Source organism: Streptomyces millisiae, from assembly GCF_031845425.1.
Classification (GTDB): domain Bacteria; phylum Actinomycetota; class Actinomycetes; order Streptomycetales; family Streptomycetaceae; genus Streptomyces; species Streptomyces millisiae.
In genome coordinates this window covers 16,524-40,775 of sequence record NZ_JAVREM010000008.1, presented here as the reverse complement: position 1 = coordinate 40,775, position 24,252 = coordinate 16,524, and the positions used below count along the sequence as shown (strand labels likewise).

Below are 24,252 nucleotides of genomic sequence, written 5' to 3'. Positions count from 1 at the left end.
ATTGGTCGCATTACCGTGGCCTGATGCCTGCTGTCCCGCGCGCCCGTCTGGTCGCCACCGCCGTCCATCTGCCGCCCAGGTACCGCACCGTGAGCGAGACGCGGGAGCGGATCGCCGCCTCCGGCGGCGCCTATGTGCCCCCGCCCGGGCTGATCGAGGACCTCACCGGGGTGCGCGGCGTGCACGTGCGGGAGCCGGGCACGCAGGCGTCCGACCTGGCGGTGGCCGCCGCCCGCAAGGCGCTCGACGCCGCGGGGGCGGCCGTGGGAGAGGTCGACCTGCTGCTGTTCGCGGCCACCTGCCAGGACCTCGCCGAGCCCGCCACCGCGCACGTCGTGGCCGCCGAACTCGGCGTCCGCTGCCCCGTCTTCGACGTCAAGAACGCGTGCAACAGCGTGCTCAACGCGATGGAGACGGCCGCCGCCCTGATCGCCGCCGGCCGCTACCGCACCGTGCTGATCACCTGTGGGGAGACCACCACCGACGTGGCCAGGTGGCGGGTCCCCGACCACGAGGCGCTGATCCGCGCCATGCCCGGATACACGGTCTCCGACGCCGGAGCGGCGCTGCTGCTGACCGCCGGCCCCGCCGGCGCCGGCGACCCGGGCGTGCTGAGCATGGCCTTCGGCGCCGACTCGTCGGCCTGGGACGCCTGCACCGTGGAGGCCGGCGGCTCGCGGAACTTCCGCCCGGTGGACGACGAGCCCACCTACATCCGGCTCAACGGCGACCTGCTGCGGAACGCGGCCCTGGACAGCGTGCCGTGGGTCCTGGAGCGGGCCGGGCCCGAGATCGAGGCCGCCAGGGAGGCCGCGTTCGTCGCCTTCCACCAGATCACGACCCAGCAGTTCCACGAGACGATCGACAAGCTCGGCCTGCCCGCCGACCGTTGCCTGCCCACCATCGCCGAGCACGGCAACTGCGCGGCCGCCTCCCTGCCCCTGCAACTGGTCAGGGCCATGGAGACCAGCCGCGTCGAGCCGGGCGACACCGTGGCGCTCCTCGGCATGGCCAGCGGCTTCAGCTTCGGACTCGCGCTGATCCGGCTCTAGTCCGGGACCGACGGGAGAAGACCACGATGACGTTCACCCCGTACAGCCGGCCGGCGCCCGACCTCGCGCCCGAGCGGCTGCCCGGCTACCCCGCGCCCGACCGCTGGCGGCGCGTCCCCGCCACCGGCCAGCACTACCTGGACGTCGGCGACGGCCCCCCGGTCCTGCTGCTCCACGGCAACCCGGCCTGGAGCTACGCCTGGCGCCGGCTGCTGCCGGCCCTGACCCCCGAGTTCCGCTGCGTCGTCCCCGACCTGCCCGGCCTCGGGCTCTCCCCGCGCTTCCCGGCCCCCGCGGACCCGGCCGGCCGGCTCTGGCACCATCTCGCCCACCTCCACGCCCTGTTCGCCCACCTCACCGGGGACGGAGGGCTGCCGGCCCGGGGCTGGGGTCTCGTCCTGCACGACTGGGGCGGGCCGTTCGGCCTGGCCTGGACGCTGCGCAACCCGGGGGTGGTCAGCCGGCTCGCCGTGCTCAACACGATCGGCTTCCGCTGGCCGCCGGGCCACCGGCTGCCCCGCCCGCTGCGCTGGATCAGGGACAGCCGGCTGGTCGCGGGCCTCGCGCACGCCACCAACGCCTTCCCGCGCGCCGCCGTGCGCCGCGGCGTGGCCGGCCGGCTGGGCGCGGCCGAGCGGCGCGCCTACCTCCTGCCCTACGCGCACCGGCGCGACCGCCGGGCCGTCGTCGACCACGTCAGGGCCATCCCGCGCGGCCGGGACGACGACGCCTGGCAGTTGCTCGAGGAGACCGCCGAGGGCCTCGCCGGGCTGCCGATGTTCGTCGGCTGGGGGATGCGCGACCCCGTCTTCACGCAGCCGGTGCTCGACGAGTGGATCCGCCGGTACCCCGAGGCCCGGGTCCACCGCTACCCCGACGCCGGTCACTTCCTGATGGAGGACGCCGCCGACGAACTCGGCGGCCACCTGCGGGAGTTCCTCGCCACGGCGGGTCGGCCATGAGCGACCAGGGGCTCTTCGCCCGGGTGGCGCGCCTCGTCGAGCAGCGCCCCGAGGGCGCCGCGCTGCTGCCCGGCCGCCGGGACGGCTCGACCCGCTCGATCAGCGTCGCCCAGCTCGCCGAGGGCTGCCGGACCACCGCCGAGGCCCTGTCCGAGGCCGGCGTCCGCCGCGGCCACCTGGCCGTCACCATGACCCGCGACCCGTACGAGATGGTCGCGGTCGTCTACGGCCTGCTCTCCGTCGGGGCGGTCCCCGTCCTGGTCGACCCCGGGTTGCCCAGGGACGAACTGCGGTTCTGCCTGCGCGAGCTCGCCCCGCAGGTGTTCGTCGGAGAGCCGCTGGCGCACCTGGCGCGCCGCGTTCTCGGCTGGGCCAGGGGCCACGCGCACACCGCCCTGGTCACCGGCCGCCGCGCGCTGCCCGGGCTCGGGAGGTTCGGGGGGCTGGGCAGGCTCGGGAGGCCGCTGCCGGTGCTGGTGCCCGAGGGCGGCGGACCCGCGTTCGACGTTCCCGAGCCACCGGCCGGCGAGTTGGCGATGATCGCGTTCACCTCGGGCTCCACCGGCACCCCCAAGGGCGTCGAGTACCGGTACGGCACGCTCGCCGGGCAGCTGGACGCCCTCGGCGCGGTGCTGGCCGTGCCGCCCGGCGGGGTGCTGCTCTCCGGCTTCCTGCCCTTCGCCCTCTTCGGCCCCGCCCTCGGCGTGCCGACCGTCGCCCCGGCCGTCAACCACCGGGCGCCGGCCCGCACCCCGGCCCACCGCCTGCTGCGCCCGCTGCTCGAGCACCGCCCCGCCGTGGTGGCCGCCTCGCCCGCCGTCCTCGGGCTGCTCGCCGACCACTGTGCCCGGCGTTCGCTCGGCTGGCCCTCGGTGCGGCGGGTGGTGTCCTTCGGCGCGCCGCTGCGCGCCGGGCTCGTCGAGGCGCTGCGCGCCGTGCTGCCGCCGGAGGCCGAGGTGGTCAGCGCGTACGGCGCCACCGAGTGCCTGCCCATCAGCGCCGTCGGCGCGCGGGAGCTCGCCGCCGCACCGCCGGGCGGCGTGGGCGCCGGCACCTGCCTGGGTCGGGCGGTGCCCGGCGTCGAGATCCAGGTGCTGGAGGCGGACGAGGGCGGGGTGGGCGAGATCGCGGTCTCCGGGCCGAACGTCAGCCCCGCCTACCACGCGCGCCCCGGGGCCACCGCCGCCGCCAAGATCGTCACCGAGCGGGGGCTGCTGCACCGCACCGGCGACATGGGCCGCCTCGACGCCGAGGGGCGCCTGTGGTTCCACGGCCGCCGCGCCCATCGGGTCGTCGGCGCCGGCTTCGTCCTCACCACCGAGGGCGTGGAGGCCGCCTGCGACGCGGTGCCGGGCGTGCGCCGCACCGCGCTGGTCGGCGTCGGCCCCGCCGGGGCCCAACGACCGGTGCTCTGCGTGGAGTTGGCGCGAGGGCGCGGCGACAGGGCTGGCCGGGCCATGGCGCTGCGCCGGCTGCGCGGCGTCCTGGACGCGCTGCCGGAGGGCCGCCGGATCGCCTCGGTGCTGGTCCATCCGGGACGATTCCCGACCGACATCCGGCACAACTCCAAGATCAACCGGGTGCTGTTGGCCGCCTGGGCCGCCGGCCGCACGGCGCGGGGGGCGCGGTGAGCGGCCCGTCGAGGGTGCTGGTCACCGGCGGCAGCGGCTTCCTCGGCGGCGAGATCTGCCGCCAGCTCGTCGCCCGCGGCACCGAGACCGTCTCGCTCAGCCGCCGTCCGAGCGCCGCCCTGGACCGGCTCGGCGTCCGCCAGCACCGGGGCGACCTGGCCGACCGCGACGCCGTCGCCCGGGCCGTCGCCGGCTGCGACGCGGTCGTCCACAACGCCGCCCTGGCCGGCGTCAGCGGCCCGGCCGGCCCCTACTGGGCCACCAACGTCCTCGGCACCCGCCACGTCGTCGAACAGTGCCGGGCCCAGGGCGTGCCCACCCTGGTGTACACCTCGACCGCCAGCGTCGTCTTCCGGCCCGGCGGCCTCGCGGGCGTCGACGAGACCGCCCCCTACCCCACCCGGCACCTCGCCGCCTACCCGCGCACCAAGGCCACGGCCGAGGCCCTGGTCCTGGCGGCCGACGCCCCTGAGCTCGCCACCGTCTCGCTGCGCCCCCACCTGATCTGGGGCCCGGGCGATCCACACCTCCTGCCCGCGCTGGCCCGCGCGGTGCGCGGCGGCCGCCTGCTGATGCCGGGCAGCGGGGCCAACCTGATCGACACCACCCATGTGCGCACCGCGGCCCACGCCCACCTGCTGGCGCTCGACCTCCTCCACCGGCGCCATCCCGTCGGCGGGCGCGCCTACTTCGTCACCCAGGGCGAGCCGGCCCCGCTGCGCACCGTGGCCGCCCTGCTGCTGCGGGCCGCCGGACACCGGGTGGAGTGGTTCGCCGTGCCGCCCCCCGTGGTGCACGCCGCCGCGGCGGCCGCCGAGCTGGCCGCCCGGCTGCTGCGCGCCACCTCCACCCACGGGCCGAGCCGCTTCCTGGTGCAGGAGCTGGTCCACCCGCACTGGTTCGACATCACGGCCGCCCGGCGGGACCTCGGGTTCACGCCGCCGATCAGCCTCACCGAGGGCATGTCCCGGCTGATGGCCGACGGCGGCACGGCCAGCTGAGGGGGCGCACCTGGCATCTCTCATAACGAGAAACAGTTGCGAATGCCGCAATCGCGGCGGGAAGGTGGTCGCCGGGCACCGCCCTGTCACCGTCCCGCCGCCCCGAGGAGCGCCATGGCCGCCACGTCGCCCACCCCGCCAGGTCCCGTCGGCGTGATCCGGGTGCTCACCAGCGCGGACCCGGAGTTCGTGGCGACGCACGGGCGCGTCATGGAGCAGGAGTACGGGTTCGCCACCGTCTCCCGCGCCATCCCCGACCAGCCGCACGGCATCCACGACGAGGAGTCGGAGCGCCGGGCCGAGCCGAAGATCGTCGCGCTGGCCGAGGAACTGGTCGCGGACGGGGCGCGCGCGGTCGTGATCAGCTGCGCCGCCGACCCGGCCCTCGAACCGGTGCGGCGGGCCGTTCCGGTGCCGGTCATCGGCGCCGGCTCGGCGGCGGCCGGGGTGGCGCTCGGGCTGGGGACCCGGGTCGGGGTCATCGGCATCACCGAGGGCGCGCCGCCCGCCGTGCGCGCGCTGCTCGGCGAGCGGTTCGTGGGCGCCGAGCGGCCCGCCGGGGTGCGCCGCACCACCGACCTGCTGGAGCCGGCGGGCCGCGGGGCGACCGTCGACTCGGCGCGGCTGCTGGTCGACGCGGGCGCCGACGTGCTGCTGCTGGCCTGCACCGGCCTCACCACCATCGGCATCGGCGCCGAGCTGCGGGAGCGGTTCGGGGTGCCCGTGGTCGACGCGGTGCGTGCCGCCGGGCTGCTCGCCTCGTCGCTCTGACCCGCACCGGGCGTTCGCGGGTCCCTCACCGTCCCTCACCGGATGGGGTGTTACCTCACATGGAGCACAGGGAAGTCGTGCTGCATGTCGTTGAGACGCAGAAGCCTCCTGGGCGCCGGCACCGGCCTCGGCCTGGCGGCGCTGGCCGGTTGCGGCGCCGGGAGCGGCGGCGCGCCCGACCTGGCGCGGGCGGCGGAGGTGCCCCGGGGCGAGGCCACCGTGCGCTGGTGGTCGTTCCCCATGGCCACCAACGACGGCGACGACCTGCGGCGGCTGCTGATCGAGGCGTTCCGCAGCAGGCACCCCAACATCACGGTGACCACCGTGGACGCGCCCGCCGTCACCGACATCTCCCGGTCCGTGCTCTCCACCGCCGTCGCCAGCGGCGCCGCCTCGCCCGACCTCTACATGGGGGACGTCGCCTGGCCCGCGCAGTTCGCCCACAACGCGCTGGCGCTGCCGCTGGACGAGGTGGTCGGCGAGGACTACTGGCGGGCCTACCCGGAGTCGTTGGTGCACGCGCTCGGCTACCGGGACGACACCTACGCCTTCCCCTTCTTCGCCGACCAGGCGTATCTGTTCTACCGGCGTGACCTGTTGGACCGGCACGGCCTCGACGTGCCGGCCAGCTGGGAGGAGTTGACGGTGGCGGCCAGGACCGTCCAGCGGGCCGGCGACGCGGAGTACGGGCTGGTCTTCCAGGGCGCCGTCTACGAGGGACTGACCGCCAACGTCGCCGAGTTCGTGGCCGACGCGGGCGGCGAGATCCTGAACGCCGAGGGCACCCGGGTCACGCTCGGCGGCCGCTCGGGCGAGCGTGCCCTGACGTTCCTGCGCGACCTGGTCGCGGACGGCGTCACGCCGCGCGCCGTCGGCACCTTCCGCGAGCAGGACTCCACCGACGCGTTCGTCGGCGGCCGGGCCGTCTTCCTGCGCAACTGGGCCTATGTGTGGGGCGTGGTGGAGGCGCCGGACTCGCCCGTCGCCGGCCGGGTCGGCGTGGTGCCGCGCCCCGGCTTCGAGGGCGCGGCCGGGAGCGGCAACGGCTGCCTCGGCGGCTGGTGCAACTTCGTCAACCCGCACTCCGAGAACCCGGGCGCCGCCGTCGCGTTCGCCCGGTTCTGCGCCGAGGAGGAGGCACAGGTGATCATGGTCAGGAACACGGCCTACCTGCCGGCGCTGAGCGCCGTGCGCGCCGGCGCCGAGGCGCGCCGCTCCCCGACCCCGGTGACCGCCCTGGCCGACGAGGTCCGGCTGGTGCCGAGGCCCACCAGGTCCCCGCACTACCCGCAGGTCAGCAAGGCCCTCTACACGGAGGTCAACACCGTGCTCAGCGGGGGCGCCTCGCCGACCGAGGCGCTGGAACGCGCCAGGGCCGGCATCGCGGACGCCCTGGAGGGCAACGCGCTGTGAGCGACGTGCCGAGCCTGACCAGGCGCCGCGCCCGCACGGGGTGGCTGTTCACCCTCCCGGCGCTCGTGGTGGTCGCCGCCGTGACGATCTTCCCCGTCGTCTACTCGATCGCGATCAGCTTCACGCAGGTCTCGCTCACCTACGACGGGCTGCGCGTGGAGGAGTGGACCCTCGCCAACTACACCACCATGCTGGCGAGTTCGGCATGGCGGGAGGCGCTGGTCTTCACCGTCGGCTACACGCTGGTCACGGTCGCCGTCGAACTGGTCCTCGGCATCGCGGTGGCGGTGCTGCTGGACCGTCTGGAGGTGGGCCGCGGCTGGCTGTTGGCGCTGCTCCTCATCCCCTGGTCGATGATCACCGTCGTCTCCGCGCAGCTGTGGGGCTACCTCTACAACGCCACCTATGGCGCGGTCACCTGGGGCCTCGGCCTGTTCCTCGACGAGCCGCCGGTGATCCTCGGCACCCCGGCGCCGGCGATCACCGCGATGGCCGTGGCCGACATCTGGAAGACCACGCCGTTCGTCGCCGTCATCGTGCTGGCCGGTCTGGTCCGGATCCCGGCCGAGCGGTACGAGGCGGCGGAGGTGGACGGCGCGGGCGCGTGGCGCACCTTCGTCAGCGTGGTGCTGCCCGCGCTGCGCCCGGTGATGGTGGTGGCCGTGCTGTTCCGCGTGCTCCAGGCGTTCGGCATCTTCGACCTGCCGTTCGTGCTCACCCAGGGCGGCCCGGGCACCGCCACCCAGTCGCTGGCGATGCTCGGCTACAAGGCGCTGTTCCAGGACCTGAACATGGGGATGGGGGCGGCCGTCGCCACCGCCACCGGGCTGCTGGTGCTCGGCTGTTGCCTATTGTTCCTGCGGGCCTTCAGATCGCACGTGGACGAGGCGGGCGAGGGGAGCACGGCATGAGCGGACGCGGGCGTGGGCGTGGGCGCGGTCGCGGGCGGCGCAGGACGGGCGTGCGGCGCTACCTCAACCCGGTGACCGTCGGCGGCCTGGTGCTCGTGGTGCTGACGGCGGCGCCGCTGTACTGGATGGCGGTGACCTCCTTCAAGTCGCCGGTGGAGGCGGGGGCCTCGCCGCCCACCCTGTTCCCCGAGGACCCGACGCTCGACAACTACCGGCACGCGCTGGACGCCGCCGACATGGACCGCTATTTGTTCAACAGCGTCGCGGTGTGCGTGAGTTCGACCGTCATCGTGCTGGGCCTCGCGCTGTTCGCGGGCTACGCGCTCGCCCGGCTGCCGATGCGCGGCCGGGGCCCGGTGATGGTCGGGCTGCTGATGATCTCGGTGTTCCCGGTGATCGCCGTGGTGACCCCGCTCTACCTGGTGGAGCGCGAACTCGGCCTGCTCAACAGCCACGGCGGACTGATCATCCCCTATGTCGCCTTCCATCTGCCGTTCGCCATCTGGATGTTGCGGAACTCGATGCTCGACCTGCCCCGGGAGCTGGAGGAGGCGGCGACGATCGACGGCGCCAGCGTCGTCCGCACCCTGCGCTCGGTGATCCTGCCGCAGGCCGGGCCGGCGCTGTTCACGGCCGGCGTCTTCACGTTCGCCGCGACCTGGACCGAGTTCCTGATGGCGCTCACCCTCAACAGCGAGAACGACTTCCGCACCATCCCGGTCGGCATCGCCATCTACGGTGACCGCTACCAGGTGCCCTACGGCGTGATCTTCGCCGCCGCGATGGCCGCCACCGTGCCGGTCGCGCTGCTGGTCCTGGTCTTCCGCCGCGCGGTGCTCTCCGGCCTGACGGACGGCGCGGTCAAGGGGTAGGCCCGCGTCACGGCGGCCCCATCTGACCCAGCACGAACCAGGTGCCGTACGCGCCGGAGCCGACGGCGGCGGCCGTCAGCAGTCCCGCGGTCGCCGCGCGTGGCAGCCGCGTCAACAGGGCGGCCAGCGGCAGCAGGAGCGGGAAGGCGGGCATCAACAGCCGGGGGCGCGAGGTGAAGTAGCCGCCGCTGACCAGGGCGGTCACGGCGATCACGGCCGTGTAGGCGAGCAGCGGCAGCGGCTGCCGCTGCCGCACGCACGCCACCAGCAGGACCAGGAGCGCCGCGGCGACCGTCAACAGCAGCAGCCCGTGGAGTGGATCGACCCGCACCATGTCCGCCATGAAGCCGACGAACGCCCGGCCGCCGTCGAAGCCGTTGCCCCACTCCTTCTGCACGTCGAAGTAGCCGGTGGGGCTGCCCCGTCGCACCGACACCCACGCGACGTAGCCGAGCCAGCCGAGCGGCGCCAGCGCCATGGCCCCCCACACCCGCCCGCGCGGCGGCGCGTCGCCGCCGCCGCGCCGGCGCAGGAGCACCGCGGCGCCGCCCACCCACACGGCCGCCACCACCGCCACGCCGGCCGGCCGGGTGAGGCCGGCCGCGAAGGCGAGCACCGCGACCAGCCGCCAGCGGTCGGTCAGCACGGCGTGCAGGGTCCAGGCCGCCAGGGCGGTGAACAGGGTCTCGGTGTACGCCATCGACTGCACGTAGGCGGTCGGCAGCGCGGCCCACAGGGCCACCAGCACCACCCCCACCGCGCGCCGGTGCGAGAGGGCGGCGACCGCGTACATGCCCCAGGCCGCGGCGAGCCCGGCCGTCCAACCGACCACCAGGCCCGCGTTGTTGGTCGAGATCGGGAGGACGGCCGTCACCGCTCGCTCCAGGGCGGGCAGCAGCGGGAAGAACGCCAGGTCGGGATGGTCCCGGCCGCTGCTGTACGACGAGTAGCCGTAGCCCTCCTCGGCTATCCGCGCGTACCACCGCGAGTCCCAGCGCTCGGCGAGGAAGCGGTGCGGGCTCTCGTCCACGGCCGCCATCCAGACGCCCATCACCACGAGGCCGATGGCCCGGACCGCGGCGTAGGTCAGCAGCGCCGGGGTGGCCTCCCGCAGGGCCGTGCCGAAGCGCCAAGCGGCCCCGGCCCCGGCCCCGGCAGCCGGGCGGGAGGCGGCGGGCGCGGTCCGTTCGACGGCCACGGCTCACCGGGCCCCGCGCGTCGTCCTCGGACGCCGCCGTGGGCCGCCGAGGACGAGGCCGCCACGCGGCACCCCGGCGAGCAGCAGCCGCCACGGCAGCAGGGCGGCCTCCAACTGGACGGCGGCCGACATCTTCGAGACGCCCTGCCTGCGTTCCTCGAAGTGGATGGGGATCTCCACCACCGAGCGGCCGGCCCGCACCGCCGCGTGTTTGAGCTCGATCTGGAAGCTGTAGCCGGCGCTGCGGGTCCGCTCCAGGTCGAGCTCCGCGACGACCGGGGCCCGCCACAGCGCGAAGCCGGCCGTGATGTCGCGCAGTCCGGTGCGCAGCACGGTGTCGACATAGCGGTTGGCCCAGCGGGAGAGCACCCGGCGGTGGGTGGGCCACCCGGCGGCGAGCCGCCCGCCCGGCACGTAGCGGCTGCCGACCACCAGGTCGGCGCCGGTGGCCAGGGCGCTGCCCACCAACTGCGGTACGTGGCGCACGGGGTGGCTGCCGTCGGCGTCCATCTGCAGCACGTAGTCGGCGCCCTGCGCGACGGCCGCGGTCATGCCGGCCGCGTAGGCCCGGCCGAGGCCGTCCTTGCCGGCGCGGTGCAGCACCTGGACCCGCTCGGGGTGGCGCGCGGCCAGCTCGTCGGCGACCTGGCCCGTGCCGTCGGGGCTGGCGTCGTCGACGACCAGCAGCCGCAGCCCGTGCAGCGGCAGGGTCAGCAACTCGTCGGCGACGACCGGCAGCGTCTCGGCCTCGTTGTACGTCGGCATCACCACGGTGACGGCGACGGCCCGCTCGTCCGGGTAGCGCCCGTGCGCAGCAGCCATGTCCTTCACGCCCCTCGGCACCCTGAAAGCGGGAAATCGGAACATATGCATCTTCAGGTGTGATGCACGGTGAAGAGGGGTGATATGTGGCGAACGGGTGATGCCGGTGGCCGGCGGGTGGAGACTCGACGCGACCCGCCCGCGCGCCGCGCCCCGCCGCCCTAGGGTGGCGCGCGTGTTTCCGGCCGTAAGCAACCAACCGGAGCCGCGAGCGGTCGGCGTGCGGGCTGCCGCACCGCTGCTCGCGGGCGCGGCCTGCGCGCTCTCCTTCACGCTGTGCCTGCTCGCCCAGGTGGCCCTCGACATCCCGCTGGGCGACCTCGACGTGTACCGCGCCGAGGGCTGGGCCGCCCGCACCGGGGCCGAGATCTACGACCTGGCCGTCACGGCGCACGAACTCCCCGCCACCTACCCGCCGTTCGCCGCCCTGCTGTTCGTCCCGCTGACCCTGCTGAGCGTCGACGCCATACGGGTCGCCGTCTGCCTGCTCAACCTCGGCCTGGTGATCGCCCTCGCCCACCTCTCGCTGCGGCTGGTCGGCGGCCACCGCCCCACCGCCTGGGAGCGCGGCACGCCGCTGGTCGTGGCCGCCCTCGCCGTCTGGTGCGAGCCGATCTGGGCGACCATCCGCTACGGCCAGATCAACCTGCTGCTCGTCGTGCTGCTGCTGTGGGACCTCACCCGCCGCCCCGACCACCGCTGGGCCGGCGTGGCCACCGGCGTGGCCGCCGGCATCAAGCTGACCCCCGGGCTCTTCGCCGTGCTGCTGACCGTCGCCGGCGCCCTGCTCGCCGCCCGCCGGCCGCGGCACGGCGAGCACGCTGACAACCCCCACCTGCGCCGCGCCACCCGCGCCTGGGCCGCGTTCGCCGGCACCGTAGCGCTCGCCGCGCTGGTGCTGCCGCGCGACTCCTGGCGCTACTGGACCGACATCGTGCTGGCCGGCGACCGCGTAGGACCGGCCGAGGCCTCCGCCAACCAGTCGCTGCGCGGCGTGCTCGCCAGGGCCCTGCACACCGGCGACCTCCCCGACTGGTGGCTGCCCGTCGCCGTCCTCGTCTGCATCGCCGGCCTCGCCGTCGCCGTCGCCGCCCTCCTCGCGGACGAACGGCTGCCACACGCGCCCGCCTGGGCCGCCACCAGCTGCGCCGTCACCGCGCTGCTGGTCAGCCCGGTCTCCTGGTCCCACCACTGGGTGTGGGCCATCCCGATCGTCCTGCTGCTGTTCACCGAGGCCGAGCGGCGCGAGAACCGCGCCTGGCGGACCGGCGCCTGGGGCGCGGCACTGCTCAGCTGCTCCTACGCCAGCTGGCTGCTGCCGCACGACGAGACCAGACCCGAGCTGAACCTGCCGGCGGCCCAACAACTCGTCGCCGCCGCCTACCCGTTGGCCGGCGCCGCACTGCTCGCCACCACCGGCGCGCTCGCCCTGCGGGCCTGGCGAGCGAAGGTGCCGGGGGACCGATGCCGCTCCTGATCGGCACCTCCGGCTGGCAGTACCGGGACTGGCGCGGCGTGCTCTACCCGCAAGGCCTTCCGCAGCGCGACTGGCTGACCGAGTACGCGCGACGGTTCGCCACCGTCGAGAACAACAACGCCTTCTACCGGCTGCCGTCCCGCGAGACGTTCGCCGCCTGGCGCGCACGGACCCCGCCCGGCTTCGTCATGGCGGTCAAGGCCAGCCGCTACCTCACCCACATGAAACGGCTCCGCGACCCCGCCGAGCCGGTCGCCAGACTCCTCGACCGCGCCGAGCCACTCGGCGACCGCCTCGGCCCGGTGCTGCTCCAACTCCCCTCCCACCTGCGGGAGGACGTCGCCTCGCTCGACGCCTGCCTGCGCCGCTTCCCCCGCGCCGTCCGGGTCGCGGTCGAGCCGCGCCACCCCTCGTGGTGGGGGCCCGAACGCGGCCTGCGCGCGGTGCTTGAGCGGCGGGAGGCCGCACTCTGTTGGGCCGACCGGGGCTCGCGCCCCGTCACCCCGCTGTGGCGCACGGCTGACTGGGGCTACCTGCGCTTCCACGGCGGCCTCGCCCAGCCCCCGCCCCGGTACGGCCGCCGCGCCCTCGACTCCTGGGCCGCGCGCGTCACCGAGGCGTTCCCGGACGACGCGGCCGACGTGTACGCCTACTTCAACAACGACCCAGGCGGCGCGGCCGTCCACGACGCGACGACCTTCCGCCGCATCACGAGCCGGACGCCGCCGCCTCCCGGCTGACCGCCGCGCCTACGATGGGGCGCCGTGCCTGCCTTACGCCGCTGCCGCGGCACCGTCGACGAGTACGCCGCCGTCGCGGCCGTCCACCGCGCCGCCGCCGAACGCGACGGCCGCGACCTCCACTCCGTGCTGGAACCCCTCCCCGACGCGGAGGCCGTCGCGGCGCTGGCCGGCCTCGACCAGCGCGTCGTCGAGGCCGACGGCCGGGTGGTCGGCCATGTCTTCCTGACCTCCTGGCTGGAGGAGGACGGCACCCGCGTCATCCTCCACCGCGGGCGCCTCCACCCGGCCTACCGCGGCCGAGGCATCGGCACCACCATGCTCGGCTGGGCCGAGCGCCGCGCCCACGCGCTGGCCACCACCGCAACGACCACCGTCCTCGGCGCCAATGCCGCCCGCGCCGAACCCGCCGCGACGGCGCTCCTCCTCGACCACGGCTACGCGCCCGCGCTCCGCCTCGGCGAGTACCGCCTGCCGGCGGACGCGGCGCTCCCCGGGACGCCATCCACCGAGGCGGAGATCCGGCCCGTCACCGACCCCACGGACCACGGCCGCCTCTGGGACCTCGTCGAACTCGCCTACCACGGCCGCCCCGCCATCCCCGTCGGCACCCCGGCCGCCCGCCGACGCTTCATCGACCGCGCCGCCTCCATGACGTGGCTCGCCGCCTGGCAAGGGAGCGAGTTGGCCGGCTGCGCCGGTCTCGCCCACGCCCCCACACCCCACCTCACCGAACTCTCCGTCCACCCCGCCTTCCGCCGCCGCGGCATCGGCCGCGCCCTGCTCCTCCACGCCCTGACCCACGCCCGCCGCCGACACCCGGCGAACACCGACATCCGCCTCTGGACCAACCTGGCCGGCCCACAACGTGCGTATGAGCTGTATGAGAGCGTCGGCTTCCAACTCACCGAGGAGTTCGTCCGCTACCGCAAGCCGATGCCCGCCTGAAACGGCCCGCGCGACGGCGACTGTCAGCGGCCCGGGGCGACCAGCCCCGACTCGTAGGCGAGGATGACGAGTTGCGCCCGGTCCCGGGCGTGGAGCTTGGTCATCGCCCGGTTGACGTGGGTCTTCGCGGTCATCGGGCTGATCACCATGCGGTCGGCGATCTGGTCGTTGGACAGGCCCCGCGCGACCAGGGTGACGGCCTCGCGTTCCCGGTTGGTCAGCCCGTCGAGGCGCGTGCCGGCGGCCGTGGTGGCCGTGGTGAGCGGCTGGGCCACGTACCGCTCGATGAGCTTGCGGGTGATCGACGGCGCCAGCAGCGCGTCCCCGCGCGCGGCGACCCGCACCGCGTGCAGGAAGTCGTCCGGGAGGATGTCCTTGACCAGGAATCCGGCCGCACCGGCGCGCAGCGCGTCGAAGACGTACTCGTCCAGGCCGTAGTTGGTCAGGATGACGACGCGCACCCCGGCCAGGGACGGGTCACCGGCGATGCGCCGGGTCGCCTCGATGCCGTCGACGACCGGCATCCGGATGTCGACGAGCGCGACGTCGGGCTGGTGTTCCCTCGCCAGCGCCAGGCCCTCCCGACCGTCGGCGGCCTCGGCCACCACCTCGATGTCCTCCTCCAGGTCGAGGAGCGCGCGGAAGCCGCCGCGCAGCAGCGGCTGGTCGTCGACCAGCAGCACCCGGATCACGAGGCCCGGCCCACGGGGAGTTCGGCGTGCACGGTGAAGCCGCCCTCACCGCGCGGCTCGGCGCGCAGCCGGCCGCCGAGGGCGGTGACGCGCTCCCGCATGCCCAGCAGCCCGACGCCGGGCGTGGGCGCCGTGCCCGGCGTGGCCCTGCCGTCGTCGTCGACGCGGACCACGAGGGCGTCCGGGCGGCAGTCGATCCGCACCCACGCGGTGGCGGCGTCCGCGTGCCGGTGGATGTTGGTGAGCGACTCCTGGACGATCCGGTAGACGGTCCGATCCACCGCGGCCGGCACGGCGGGCCGCCGGCCCACGATGGTCAGCGACGCGTCCAGGCCGAAGGCACGGGCCCGCTCGACCAGGTCCGGTACGTGGTCGAGCCCGCGCGGCGGGGCCGTGTCGTCGTCGCGCAGCGCCTCCAGGGTCGCGCGCAGCTCCCGGCTCGCCTCACGTCCGGCCTCCTGGATCGCCAGCAGGCTCTCCGGCACCCGCTCGCCCCGCCGGCGCGCCACATGGACGGCGACCTCGGCCTGCAGCTTGACGATCGAGATCTGGTGGGTGAGCGAGTCGTGCAACTCCCGTGCGATGCACAGCCGTTCCTCGTTGGCGCGGCGCAGCGCCGTCTCCTCCCGGGTGCGCTCGGCCTCGTCGGCCCGCCGCTCGGCCTGCCGCAGCGCCTCGCCCGCGGCGCCGGCGGCGATCAGCCAGGCCAGTTCGAGGGCGCCCCGGGCCCGCGCGAACGCCTCACCCGTGTCGTAGGGGCCGGAGACGAGGGCCGCGAGGGGCAGCGCCGCCAGCATCGCCGCGCTGGCCCCCACCACGACGGCGCGGTGCCCCGCCCGCACCGCCGCGTACACCGCGAACAGGTACGCGACGACGGGCACGTCGAACCCGGCCGCCTGGTACCCCACCGCGCACAGCCCGGTCACGGCCAGCACGGCGACCGGCGCCCGGCGGCGCGCGGCCAGTGCCAGGCCGCCGGCCGCCAGCAGCGCGTGGCCGAGCGGGTCGAGACCCGTCGCGGGCTCCTGCCCCGAGACGCCGGTGACCAGCAGGATCGCGGCCACGCCGACGGCGATCGCCCAGTCCACGACACCGATCCGTCCCCTGCCCATGCGCGCACCCTAGCCGGGCGCCCCGCGCCCCCGAGTCCCCCGCACGGACGATCGTCGCCTACCGCACCCGCGGTACCCCCGCGACCCCTGCGGCGTCGGCGGCAGCGCGAACAGTCCGCGTCCGCCGGACGACCGACGGCCGGTCCGGCGGACATGATCGGCCACATCCCGTCGCAGGAGGAGAAGGAGCACCCCGGATGTCTGTCCGATCCACACTCGCCACACCGCTGGCCGCCAGCGCCTACACCATGAGCTCCGGACGGCTCGGGGCCATCGTGGCCGCCCTGCTCGGGCTCGCCGGCGTGGCCGTCGGCGGGCTCGCCCTGGCCCGCCTGGCCGGCCGGGTCACCTTCGGCCCCGGGCCCGGTGGGGCCGTCGTGGCCCTGGCGGCCGGTTGTGCCGCGATGGCCATCGGCGGTCTCGTGGTGGCGACCTCCGACGGCGGTCTCGGCACCGGCAACGGTCTCGGCGGGGCCGTCGTGGCCCTGGTCGTGGGGCTCGCGGCCACGGCCCTCGGCGGTCTCGTCCTGGCCCGCTCCCGCCGCACCGGCTGACCGGCTGCCGCTGGTTCGCTAGGTTCGGCCCCATGGACCGTGCCGCGTACCTCACCCACCTCCGCCGTGAGTCGGACGCCTTCCGCCGGTGTCTCGACGGCGACCTGACCGCGCCCGTCGAGCACTGCGGTGACTGGACGCTGCACGACCTCGCCGACCACCTGGGGCGCGGCAACATCTGGACGCTGGCGGCCGTCGTGGAGCACCGGGGCGACTACGAGTCGATACCGGCGCCGCGTGAACCGGCGGAGCTGGCGCGGTGGTTCGAGAAGGGGGCCGAGATCCTGCTCCGCGCGCTCGACACCGACCCGAGCGCCGACGCGTGGACGTTCTTCCCACCCCACACGGTCGGCTTCTGGCAGCGCCGCCGCGCCCTGGAGACGCTGGTGCACCGCTGGGACGCCGAACACGCGCTCGGCGTACCGGGCCCACTCGACCCCGAACTCGTCGCCGACGGCATCGCGGAGGTCTTCGACACGATGGCGCCCCGGCAGATCGACCGTGGCCGCGCGCGGTCGCCGGAGGCGGCGCTGCGGTTCGTCGCCACCGACACGGGCGGGTCGTGGACCTACGGCCCCGGCACCCCGGTCGCCACCCTCGCCGGCCCGGCGGAGCACCTGTTCCTGCTGCTCTGGGGCCGACTGCCGCGCGACGCCACGGTCTTCACCTGGGACGGCGACCGCGCGGCCGGCGAACGGATCCTCGACGGGCCGCTGACTCCCTGACCGGGCGGGTCCCCCTTCGAGTGGACCGCGCCGGCCACACCGGCCGCGTCGGGACCGATGAGTTCTCGCGCGCCACGCGGTCCGAGGGGTGGGGGACGACCGCGTCCCCCAACCCCAAGAGGCCAGAGAGGGAGTGGTGCGTGATGAGGCTGGTGTTGCAGGAGTTCCTGACGCTCGACGGGGTGTCCCAGGGGCCGGGGTCGCCGGAGGAGGACACCAGTGACGGGTTCACCCGGGGCGGCTGGTTCGTGCCGTATCTGGACGAGGAGTTCGAGCAGATCACCGCTGACTGGCTCGGCGAGGCGGACGCGTTCCTGTTCGGGCGCCGCACATACCAGAACTTCGCGCGGGACTGGCCGACGATGACCGACCACCCCTCCGCGCCCATCCTGAACGGCCGGCCGAAGTACGTGGCCTCCCGCACCCTCACCGAGGCCGGCTGGCACCCGACCACCATCCTGTCCGGGGATGTCCCGGCCCAGGTCGCCGAGGTGAAGCGGCAGCCAGGCCGGGAGCTGCAGATCCACGGCAGCGCCCGGCTGGCCCAGTCCCTGCTGGCCGCCGGGTTGATCGACGTGCTGCGGCTGGTGATCGCCCCGGTCGTGGTGGGTCAGGGCCGCCGCCTCTTCCCGGACGGCGGCGCGCCGGCCGGCCTGCGACCGCTCAGCCAGCGCACCACGCCGGGCGGCCTGTCCGTGCACGTCTTCGAGTCCACGGGGCTGCCGCGGTACGGCACCTACGGGGCCGGCGGGTAGCGGAGGCCGGCTAGGAGTCGACGCGGACCACGTACTTGCCGCGCACTCCGCCGTCCGCCAGGGCCCGGTGTGCCGCCACGATCTCCGTCAGGGGGAAGACGGTGTCGACCATCGGGCGCAGCGTGCCCTCCGTCACGTGGCGGGCGAGGTCGTCCAGCAGCGGACGCCTGGGGTCGCCGCTGAAGAACCGCACCCGGGCGTGGCCGTGGACGGCGCTGGCCGCGATGGCGCCGAGTGTCGCGGCCGGCCGCCGGTGGTCGAGGGCGACGGTGACCATGCGCCCGCCGGGGTTGAGCAGCCGGCGGTAGGTGGCGAGTTCGGTGCCGACGGTGTCGAGCACCACGTCGAAGTGGCCCAGCTCGGGTGGCCGGACGGCGCGGTGGTCGACGGCGTGGTGGGCGCCCAGCTCGCGCACGAAGTCGAGGTTGGCGGCCCGGGCCAGGCCGGTGACCTCGGCGCCGAGCGCCCGGCCGAGCTGCACGGCGACATGGCCGACGCCGCCGGCCGCCCCGCGCACGAGCAGGGACTCGCCGGGGCGCAGGCGGGCCTTGTCGCGCAGCGCGGTGAGGGCCGTGGTGCCGACCGGCAGGGCGGCGGCCGGGACCAGGTCGAGACCGTCCGGCACGCGGCCGAGTCGGTCGGCCGGGACCGCCACGTACTCCGCGGCGCTGCCGAACCCGGAGGTGCGGCCCAGCACGCCCCACACCCGGTCCCCGACGGCGAGCCCGGTGGCGCCGGCGCCGAGCGCGGCGACCTCGCCCGCGAGGTCGAGTCCGACGCGCCTGGGGAACCCGCGACCGGTGAGCACCGAGTACCTGCCGGAGCGCACGAACGCCTCGCCGCCGTTCACGCTCACCGCGCGCACCCGCACCAGCGCCTCCCCGGCCCTCGGTTCGGGGCGTGGCACGCGGCCCACGTACAGCACCTCGGGGCCGCCGAACCGGTCGTACAGCGCGGCCCGCATCGTCTCGTCCGTCGTCGTCATGGCCCGACCGTAGGCTGGTAACCGGACGACATCGTCCACTTACGGCGGAGGTGAGAAGAAGTGGCGGCGGAATCGTCTCGGTTGGACCGGTTGGACGGGCTGCGGGCGGACGCGCGGCGCAACCGGCAGCGCGTTCTGGCGGCCGCCCGCGCGGTCTTCGCCGAGCAGGGGATCGACGCGCCGATGGCGACGGTGGCCAGGCGGGCGGGGGTCGGGGTGGCGACGCTGTACCGGCGCTTCCCGACGCGGGACGACCTGGTGCGGGCGGCCTTCGCGGAGCAGCTGGAGACCTGCGCCGAGGTGCTCACCGAGGCCGTCGCCGACCCCGACCCGTGGCGCGGCTTCCAGCGTCTTGTCGAGACGGTCTGCGCTTTGCAGGGCGAGGAACGCGGCTTCCCCGCGGCGTTCGTCGCCGCCTTCCCCGACACCGCGCGGGCGCAGGTCCGGGCCCGCGAGGGCTTCGAGCGGGACGTCCTGACCCTCGTCCGCCGGGCGCAGGCGGCGGGCGCGCTGCGGCCCGACTTCCACCCCTCCGACCTCGGTGTGGTCTGGCTGGCCAACTGCGGCCTGGTCGCCGCGCTGCCGGGCGACCGCCGGGCGTCGCGGCGACTCGTGGCCTACCTCCTCGAGTCGTTCCGCGCCCGACCGGCCCGCGGAGCGCTGCCAGAGCCGAGCCGCCTGCGGCTCGCGCAACTGCCCTTCGCGCGCGGCCCGCACGGCGCCGACTAGCGCGGCCCGCATGGCGCCGACTAGCGTGGCGCGTCCAGCCAGCGCCGCCGGCCCGGGCCGGTCGGGTGGGTGCCGGTGACGCCCATGACGACCGAGTAGAGGCTGGTGTCGCCGGCGATGAAGAGGCGGTTGCGCTTGGTGCCGCCCCAGGCGACGTTGGCGGCGACCTCCGGGATCCGCAGGCGGCCGATCAGCGTGCCGTCCGGGTCGTAGCAGTGGACGCCGTCCTTCATCGCGGCGACCCAGAGCCGGCCGTCCTCGTCGAAGCGGATGTTGTCGAAACGGGCGCCCGCGCGGGCGGTGGCGAAGACCTCGCCGTCCGAGAGCGTCCCGTCGTCCCGCACCTCGTAGACCCGGACGACGCCGGCGCCGGTGTCGGAGACGAACAGCCGGCTCTCGTCGGCGGAGAAGACCAGGCCGTTGGGGGCGCTGAGGTCGTCGGCGACCAGCCGGACCTCGCCGCTGGCCGGATCGATCCGGTAGACGTTGTTGGCGCCGATCTCGCTGTGCGCGCGGTGGCCCTCGTAGTCGCTGGTGATGCCGAAGCTGGGGTCGGAGAACCAGATCGAGCCGTCCGACTTCACGGTCGCGTCGTTCGGGCTGTTGAGCCGCTTGCCCTCCCAGCGGTCGGCCAACACCGTGATGGTGCCGTCGTGTTCGGTCCGCGTCACCCGCCGGTTCCCCTGCTCGCAGGTGACCAACCGGCCCTCGCGGTCCAGGGTGTTGCCGTTCGGATACCCGGCGTCCCGCCGGAAGACGCCGACCGCGCCGGTCTCCTCGTCCCACCGCAACAGCCGGTCGTTGGGGATGTCACTCCAGATCACCTGCCGCCACGCCGGCACGTACACCGGCCCCTCGACCCACCGGCAGCCGGTGTGCAGAACCTCCAGCCCGGCATCCCCGTTCACACACCGCCCGGTACGGAACCGCTCGTCGAGGACCTCGTAGAGACCGGGGTGCGTGCTGCTGCTCATGGGCCTTCCTCCAGGCGCGGTGTCGGGTCGTCATCGGTCTTCGGAAGTAAAGATCGCAGACGTGGGGGTCTCGCCGGGTGGCGTCAGTTCCGGCCCCGTGCCGGGGAAGGGACCCTGGAGATCGCGGGCGAGCTCCGGGTCGGCCCACGCTTCCGCGGTGGCCCGCCACGAGGCCACATCATGGGCGAACGGGAGCAGCGAGCCGGTCTCCGCACCGGCACGGAGGCCGGCCAGCAGTTCCCGGACGCAGGCCGACCGTTCCGCCTTCGGGAGCAGGCCAAGCCAGGGCAGCTCCTCGACGAGCAGTTCCTCGGCCTGGGCCTCGAGCCGCTGGACGAGGGTGGCCAGCGAGTAGGCGGCGTCGGGGCTCGGGTTCACGTGGCGGCACCTGCCAGCCAGTCGGCCAACCGCTGGTCGCCGCTCTGCTCGACCCACCGCACCAGGTTCCGGTGCTCGTGATGGTTCGGGACGGTACGCAGGTGGTTCCGCCAGTCCTCGGCGTACTCCCACAGGGCTTGCACCATCTCTCCTATGGCTTCGTCGAAGGTCGCGCCATCCGCCGCCACCGGGAGCCCGGGGATGACCACGGACCAGCCGCCCCCTTCGGCGATGACCTTCACCTCGTCCCCATGGCGTGCCTTGGACACGTGTGTCTCCTTCGTTCCGGGCGATCAGGCGCCTTCGGGAGCATGTGCATCGAGAATGTCGCGTAAGTCCGGCCTGCTGACCCTGCTGGCCGGTCACCGCCACTGCGGTGCCCGCGTTCCGGTCGGGGGGAGGGATTCGACGCGGCGGCGGAGTTCGCTCATGACGGTGACGATCTCGCGTTCGTGGGCCGGGGTGAGGCGGGCCATCGGGACGGAGCAGCTGATGGCGTCGGTGGCGGGGGAGTCGAAGCGGAGGGCGAAGCCGAAGCCGGCGATGCCGACGACGGTCTCCTCGTGTTCGATCGAGTAGCCGCGGTCGCGGGTGGCGGCGAGGTCGGCGAGGAGGGCGGCGCGGTCGGTCAGGGTCGCGGGGGTGAGGGCCGCCAGCTCGCCGGCCGGCAGGGGGAGGGCGTCGTCCGGGCGTTCGGCGAGGAGCGCCTTGCCGAGGGCGCCGGCGTGGGCGGGGACGCGGCGGCCGACGCGGTCGATGGTGCGCAGGTACTCGTGGGACTCGCGGGTGGCGAGGTAGACGACGTCCGGGCCGTCGAGGCGGGCCAGGTGGATGGTCTCGCCGAGCGCGTCGGACGCCTCGTCGAGGTGGGGCCTGACCAGTCGCACGCGGCGGTCGCTGTCCAGGTAGCTGGTGCCGGTGAGCAGGGCGCGGATGCCGATGCCGTAGAGGGCGCCGGTGACGTCGGTGCGGACCCAGCCCTGGTCGACGAGGGTCTGGAGCAGCGCGTACATGCTGCTGCGCGGCACGTCCAACTCCTCGGCGAGCTCGTGCAGGCGGGACGGCCGGTCGCCGCGTGCCGCGAGCAGTTCGAGCAGGGCGACGGTGCGCATCGCCGACTTCACCTTCATGGGCAGATCGTAAGTGGCCTGGGTGGGAGTGACCCCCGCCTCTTGACCCGGGCGGTTCACAAGCCTAGTTTCCATCCCCATACGTGGACAGGATTTCTGTACAGGGATGGCGTTCATGAATGAGAACGTGGTGCGGCTTCGGGACGGCATGGCGCGAGGCGTGCTGTCCTTCCCGCTGACCAGCTTCGGCGCGCACGGCGGGCTGGACATCGCGGCGTACCGGGCCTACCTGGAGCGCCAGTTGGCCACCGACCCCGGGGCCGTCTTCCCGGCCTGCGGCACCGGCGAGTTCGCGGCGCTCGACGAGGACGAGTACCGCGAGGTGATCACCGCCGCCGTGGACGTCGCGGCCGGGCGGCTCCCGGTGGTCGCCGGCATCGGCTACGGCTGGGCGCAGGCCCGCCGGTTCGCGCGGATCGCCGAGGCGGCCGGCGCCGACGCGCTGCTTGTCCTGCCGCACTACCTCAGCCGGGCGCCGCAGGACGGCCTCGTCGAGCAGCTGCGGCGGATCGCCGACGCCACCCCGCTGCCGTTGATCGCCTACCAGCGCGACCACGTCGCGTTCACCCCGGAGAGCGTGCGGCGCATCGCCGAGATCCCCACCGTCGTCGGCCTCAAGGACGGGCACAGCGACCTCGACCGGCTGCAGCGGCTCACCCTGGCGGCGCCCGAGGGCTTCCTGTTCTTCAACGGGGCCGCCACCGCCGAGATCCAGGCCAGGGCCTACGCCACCGTCGGCGTGCCCGCCTACTCGTCCGCTGTGCACGCCTTCGCGCCCGAGATCGCCGGCGCCTTCTTCCGGGCGCTGAAGGCGGGCGACGAGGCCACCACCGAGCGGCTGCTGCGCGACTTCTACGTGCCGTTCGTCGAACTCCGCGACACCACGCCCGGATACGCCGTCTCGCTGGTCAAGGCCGCGGCCCGGCTGCGCGGCCTGCCGGTCGGGCCGGTGCGCGCGCCGCTCACCGACCCGGGGCCGGCGCACCTGGCGGAGCTGGAGCGGCTGCTCACCCGAGGGCTCGACCTGGTCGGCGCCTGAGAACGACTCACGCGGTTCGAAGGAGAATCCCGCATGCCACTCGTCGTCGTCGGGATCAGCGTGCTGATCCTGCTGCTCCTCATGACGAGGCTGAAGCTCAACGGCTTCGTCGCCCTGCTGCTGGTCGCCGTCGGCGTCGCGCTCGTCCAGGGCATACCGCTGGCCGAGATATCCGACGTCCTCGCCGAGGGCGTCGGCGGACAGATCGGCGACACCATGCTGGTCGTCGGGCTCGGCGCCATGGTGGGCCGGGTCATGGGGGACTCGGGCGCCGCCCAGCGGATCGCGGGACACTTCGTCGACTCGTTCGGGGTGCGCTGGGTCCAACTGGCCATGGTGGTGACCGCGATGCTGATCGGCGTCACCATGTTCTACGAGGTCGCCTTCGTGATCATCGTGCCCGTCGCGTTCACCATCGTCCGCGTCACCCGCCAGAACCTGCTGTGGGTCGGGCTGCCGATGTCCATCGCGCTGTCCACCATGCACAGCTTCCTGCCCCCGCACCCCGGGCCGACGGCCGTGGCCGCCACCTTCGACGCCTCCGTCGGCCTGACCCTGTTCTACGGGCTCTTCTTCGCCGTGCCGATCGGCGCGGCCATCGCCCTGGTGTGGCCGCGGCTGCCGTTCATCCGCCGGATGGACCCGGCCATCCCCACCGGCCTCGTCACCGAGCGGGAGTTCGCCGAGGACGAGATGCCGGGGCTCGGCTGGTCGCTGTCCGTCGCGCTGGTGCCCGTGGTGCTCATCGCCGGCGCCGCCGTCTACGACATGTCGGTGCCGGACGACGACGGCGCGCTGCCGTTCGTCACCTTCGTCGGCGCCGCCCCCATCGCGCTGCTGCTCACCCTGCTGCTCGCCGTCTGGGCGTTCGGCCCGCGCGTCGGCCGCAGCCTGGAGGAGGTCGCCAACTCCTGCTCCTCGGCCGTGCGGGCGATGGCGATGATCCTGCTCGTCATCGGCGCCGGCGGCGCCTTCAAGAACGTCCTCGTCGAGGGCGGCATCTCCGACTACATCCAGGACCTCACCGACGGCTGGGGCGTCTCGCCGATCATCCTGGCCTGGCTGATCGCCGTCATCCTGCGCATCGCCCTCGGCTCCGCCACGGTCGCCGTGGTGACCGCCGCCGGCGTGGTGGAGCCGCTGCTCGCCGGCAGCGGGGTGCACCCGGAGCTGATGGTGCTCGCCGTCTCCTGCGGCTCGATCGCCTTCTCCCACGTCAACGACCCGGGCTTCTGGATGTTCAAGGAGTACTTCAACCTCACCGTCGTCCAGGCGCTCAAGGCCCGCACCAGCTACACCACCGTGCTCGCCGTCCTCGGCCTCGGCGGCGTCCTGGCGATGGAACAGGCCCTCGACCTCCTCAACGTCTGAGCACCACACG

26 protein-coding genes are annotated in these 24,252 nt (G+C 74.7%); 17 read left to right on the top strand and 9 right to left on the bottom strand.

Annotated elements, in window-relative coordinates; genetic code table 11:
- Positions 1–23 precede the first annotated feature (23 nt).
- The 8 genes from RNC47_RS10225 (at position 24) to RNC47_RS10190 (ending at position 8,613) form a co-directional block, all read left to right on the top strand.
- Entirely contained in the window at positions 24–1,052 is a 1,029-nt protein-coding gene (locus RNC47_RS10225) for a 3-oxoacyl-ACP synthase III family protein (protein ID WP_311597559.1), read from the top strand.
- A 26-nt stretch (positions 1,053–1,078) separates the two neighbouring features.
- Entirely contained in the window at positions 1,079–2,014 is a 936-nt protein-coding gene (locus RNC47_RS10220) for an alpha/beta fold hydrolase (RefSeq protein ID WP_311597557.1), read from the top strand.
- Positions 2,011–3,645 (top strand): AMP-binding protein, encoded by a 1,635-nt coding sequence (locus RNC47_RS10215; RefSeq protein ID WP_311597556.1) that lies wholly within the window; start codon positions 2,011–2,013, stop codon positions 3,643–3,645. Before RNC47_RS10220 ends, RNC47_RS10215 begins: the two co-directional genes overlap by 4 nt.
- A complete protein-coding gene (locus RNC47_RS10210; RefSeq protein ID WP_311597554.1) occupies positions 3,642–4,646 on the top strand; it encodes an NAD-dependent epimerase/dehydratase family protein in 1,005 nt (334 codons plus the stop codon). Before RNC47_RS10215 ends, RNC47_RS10210 begins: the two co-directional genes overlap by 4 nt.
- Positions 4,647–4,760: 114 nt before the next feature.
- Positions 4,761–5,417, top strand: a complete 657-nt coding sequence (locus RNC47_RS10205; RefSeq protein WP_311597553.1) for an aspartate/glutamate racemase family protein — start codon at positions 4,761–4,763, stop codon at positions 5,415–5,417.
- Between the two features lie 84 nt (positions 5,418–5,501).
- Complete coding sequence (locus tag RNC47_RS10200) at positions 5,502–6,830, top strand: ABC transporter substrate-binding protein (protein ID WP_311597551.1); 1,329 nt, start codon at positions 5,502–5,504, stop codon at positions 6,828–6,830.
- Positions 6,827–7,741: a carbohydrate ABC transporter permease gene (locus RNC47_RS10195; RefSeq protein WP_311597549.1), complete on the top strand. Its 915-nt coding sequence runs from the start codon at positions 6,827–6,829 to the stop codon at positions 7,739–7,741. The genes RNC47_RS10200 and RNC47_RS10195 overlap by 4 nt, the downstream gene beginning before the upstream one ends.
- On the top strand, positions 7,738–8,613 hold the full coding sequence (locus tag RNC47_RS10190; protein WP_311597548.1) for a carbohydrate ABC transporter permease: 876 nt from the start codon (positions 7,738–7,740) through the stop codon (positions 8,611–8,613). Before RNC47_RS10195 ends, RNC47_RS10190 begins: the two co-directional genes overlap by 4 nt.
- 7 nt (positions 8,614–8,620) lie before the next feature.
- Here the strand turns inward: RNC47_RS10190 and RNC47_RS10185 are convergent, their stop codons facing one another.
- The gene (locus RNC47_RS10185) at positions 8,621–9,811 is read right to left on the bottom strand and encodes a hypothetical protein (protein WP_311597547.1); all 1,191 of its coding nucleotides are present in this window, start codon (positions 9,809–9,811) and stop codon (positions 8,621–8,623) included.
- A gap of 3 nt (positions 9,812–9,814) precedes the next feature.
- Positions 9,815–10,633, bottom strand: a complete 819-nt coding sequence (locus tag RNC47_RS10180; RefSeq protein ID WP_311597546.1) for a polyprenol monophosphomannose synthase — start codon at positions 10,631–10,633, stop codon at positions 9,815–9,817.
- A gap of 175 nt (positions 10,634–10,808) precedes the next feature.
- On the opposite strand from RNC47_RS10180, the gene RNC47_RS10175 reads away from it, so the two are divergent.
- The 3 genes from RNC47_RS10175 to RNC47_RS10165 are packed head-to-tail and all read left to right on the top strand — an operon-like array spanning position 10,809 to position 13,798.
- The gene (locus RNC47_RS10175; protein WP_311597544.1) at positions 10,809–12,110 is read left to right on the top strand and encodes a glycosyltransferase 87 family protein; all 1,302 of its coding nucleotides are present in this window, start codon (positions 10,809–10,811) and stop codon (positions 12,108–12,110) included.
- A complete protein-coding gene (locus tag RNC47_RS10170; RefSeq protein WP_311597542.1) occupies positions 12,098–12,850 on the top strand; it encodes a DUF72 domain-containing protein in 753 nt (250 codons plus the stop codon). Before RNC47_RS10175 ends, RNC47_RS10170 begins: the two co-directional genes overlap by 13 nt.
- Before the next feature lie 24 nt (positions 12,851–12,874).
- Entirely contained in the window at positions 12,875–13,798 is a 924-nt protein-coding gene (locus RNC47_RS10165) for a GNAT family N-acetyltransferase (protein ID WP_311597540.1), read from the top strand.
- 23 nt (positions 13,799–13,821) lie between these two features.
- Here the strand turns inward: RNC47_RS10165 and RNC47_RS10160 are convergent, their stop codons facing one another.
- The gene (locus RNC47_RS10160) at positions 13,822–14,490 is read right to left on the bottom strand and encodes a response regulator transcription factor (RefSeq protein ID WP_311597538.1); all 669 of its coding nucleotides are present in this window, start codon (positions 14,488–14,490) and stop codon (positions 13,822–13,824) included.
- Entirely contained in the window at positions 14,487–15,602 is a 1,116-nt protein-coding gene (locus RNC47_RS10155; protein WP_311597536.1) for a sensor histidine kinase, read from the bottom strand. The genes RNC47_RS10160 and RNC47_RS10155 overlap by 4 nt, the downstream gene beginning before the upstream one ends.
- 197 nt (positions 15,603–15,799) lie before the next feature.
- On the opposite strand from RNC47_RS10155, the gene RNC47_RS10150 reads away from it, so the two are divergent.
- The 3 genes from RNC47_RS10150 (at position 15,800) to RNC47_RS10140 (ending at position 17,636) form a co-directional block, all read left to right on the top strand.
- Complete coding sequence (locus RNC47_RS10150; RefSeq protein WP_311597535.1) at positions 15,800–16,156, top strand: DUF6223 family protein; 357 nt, start codon at positions 15,800–15,802, stop codon at positions 16,154–16,156.
- Positions 16,157–16,188: 32 nt separating this feature from the next.
- Positions 16,189–16,881 (top strand): maleylpyruvate isomerase family mycothiol-dependent enzyme, encoded by a 693-nt coding sequence (locus tag RNC47_RS10145; RefSeq protein ID WP_311597533.1) that lies wholly within the window; start codon positions 16,189–16,191, stop codon positions 16,879–16,881.
- 143 nt (positions 16,882–17,024) lie between these two features.
- Positions 17,025–17,636, top strand: coding sequence for a dihydrofolate reductase family protein (locus tag RNC47_RS10140; protein ID WP_311597531.1), 612 nt, complete (start codon positions 17,025–17,027; stop codon positions 17,634–17,636).
- A gap of 10 nt (positions 17,637–17,646) precedes the next feature.
- On the opposite strand, the gene RNC47_RS10135 is transcribed toward RNC47_RS10140, so the two are convergent.
- A complete protein-coding gene (locus RNC47_RS10135) occupies positions 17,647–18,621 on the bottom strand; it encodes a quinone oxidoreductase family protein (protein WP_311597529.1) in 975 nt (324 codons plus the stop codon).
- A 60-nt stretch (positions 18,622–18,681) separates the two neighbouring features.
- Between RNC47_RS10135 and RNC47_RS10130 the strand changes: the two genes are divergently transcribed.
- Complete coding sequence (locus RNC47_RS10130) at positions 18,682–19,350, top strand: TetR/AcrR family transcriptional regulator (protein WP_311597527.1); 669 nt, start codon at positions 18,682–18,684, stop codon at positions 19,348–19,350.
- A 20-nt stretch (positions 19,351–19,370) separates the two neighbouring features.
- On the opposite strand, the gene RNC47_RS10125 is transcribed toward RNC47_RS10130, so the two are convergent.
- The 4 genes from RNC47_RS10125 to RNC47_RS10110 all read right to left on the bottom strand — a co-directional run bounded on the left by RNC47_RS10125 (position 19,371) and on the right by RNC47_RS10110 (position 21,832).
- The gene (locus RNC47_RS10125; protein ID WP_311597525.1) at positions 19,371–20,324 is read right to left on the bottom strand and encodes an SMP-30/gluconolactonase/LRE family protein; all 954 of its coding nucleotides are present in this window, start codon (positions 20,322–20,324) and stop codon (positions 19,371–19,373) included.
- Between the two features lie 30 nt (positions 20,325–20,354).
- Positions 20,355–20,702 (bottom strand): hypothetical protein, encoded by a 348-nt coding sequence (locus tag RNC47_RS10120; protein ID WP_311597523.1) that lies wholly within the window; start codon positions 20,700–20,702, stop codon positions 20,355–20,357.
- On the bottom strand, positions 20,699–20,971 hold the full coding sequence (locus RNC47_RS10115; RefSeq protein WP_311597521.1) for a type II toxin-antitoxin system HicB family antitoxin: 273 nt from the start codon (positions 20,969–20,971) through the stop codon (positions 20,699–20,701). The genes RNC47_RS10120 and RNC47_RS10115 overlap by 4 nt, the downstream gene beginning before the upstream one ends.
- A gap of 93 nt (positions 20,972–21,064) precedes the next feature.
- Positions 21,065–21,832 carry an IclR family transcriptional regulator gene (locus RNC47_RS10110; protein WP_311597520.1) on the bottom strand — a complete coding sequence of 256 codons (768 nt, stop codon included), beginning with the start codon at positions 21,830–21,832 and terminating at the stop codon, positions 21,065–21,067.
- Between the two features lie 115 nt (positions 21,833–21,947).
- On the opposite strand from RNC47_RS10110, the gene RNC47_RS10105 reads away from it, so the two are divergent.
- On the top strand, positions 21,948–22,871 hold the full coding sequence (locus RNC47_RS10105; protein WP_394814748.1) for a 5-dehydro-4-deoxyglucarate dehydratase: 924 nt from the start codon (positions 21,948–21,950) through the stop codon (positions 22,869–22,871).
- A gap of 33 nt (positions 22,872–22,904) precedes the next feature.
- Positions 22,905–24,242 carry a gluconate:H+ symporter gene (locus tag RNC47_RS10100; RefSeq protein WP_311597517.1) on the top strand — a complete coding sequence of 446 codons (1,338 nt, stop codon included), beginning with the start codon at positions 22,905–22,907 and terminating at the stop codon, positions 24,240–24,242.
- Positions 24,243–24,252 lie beyond the last annotated feature (10 nt).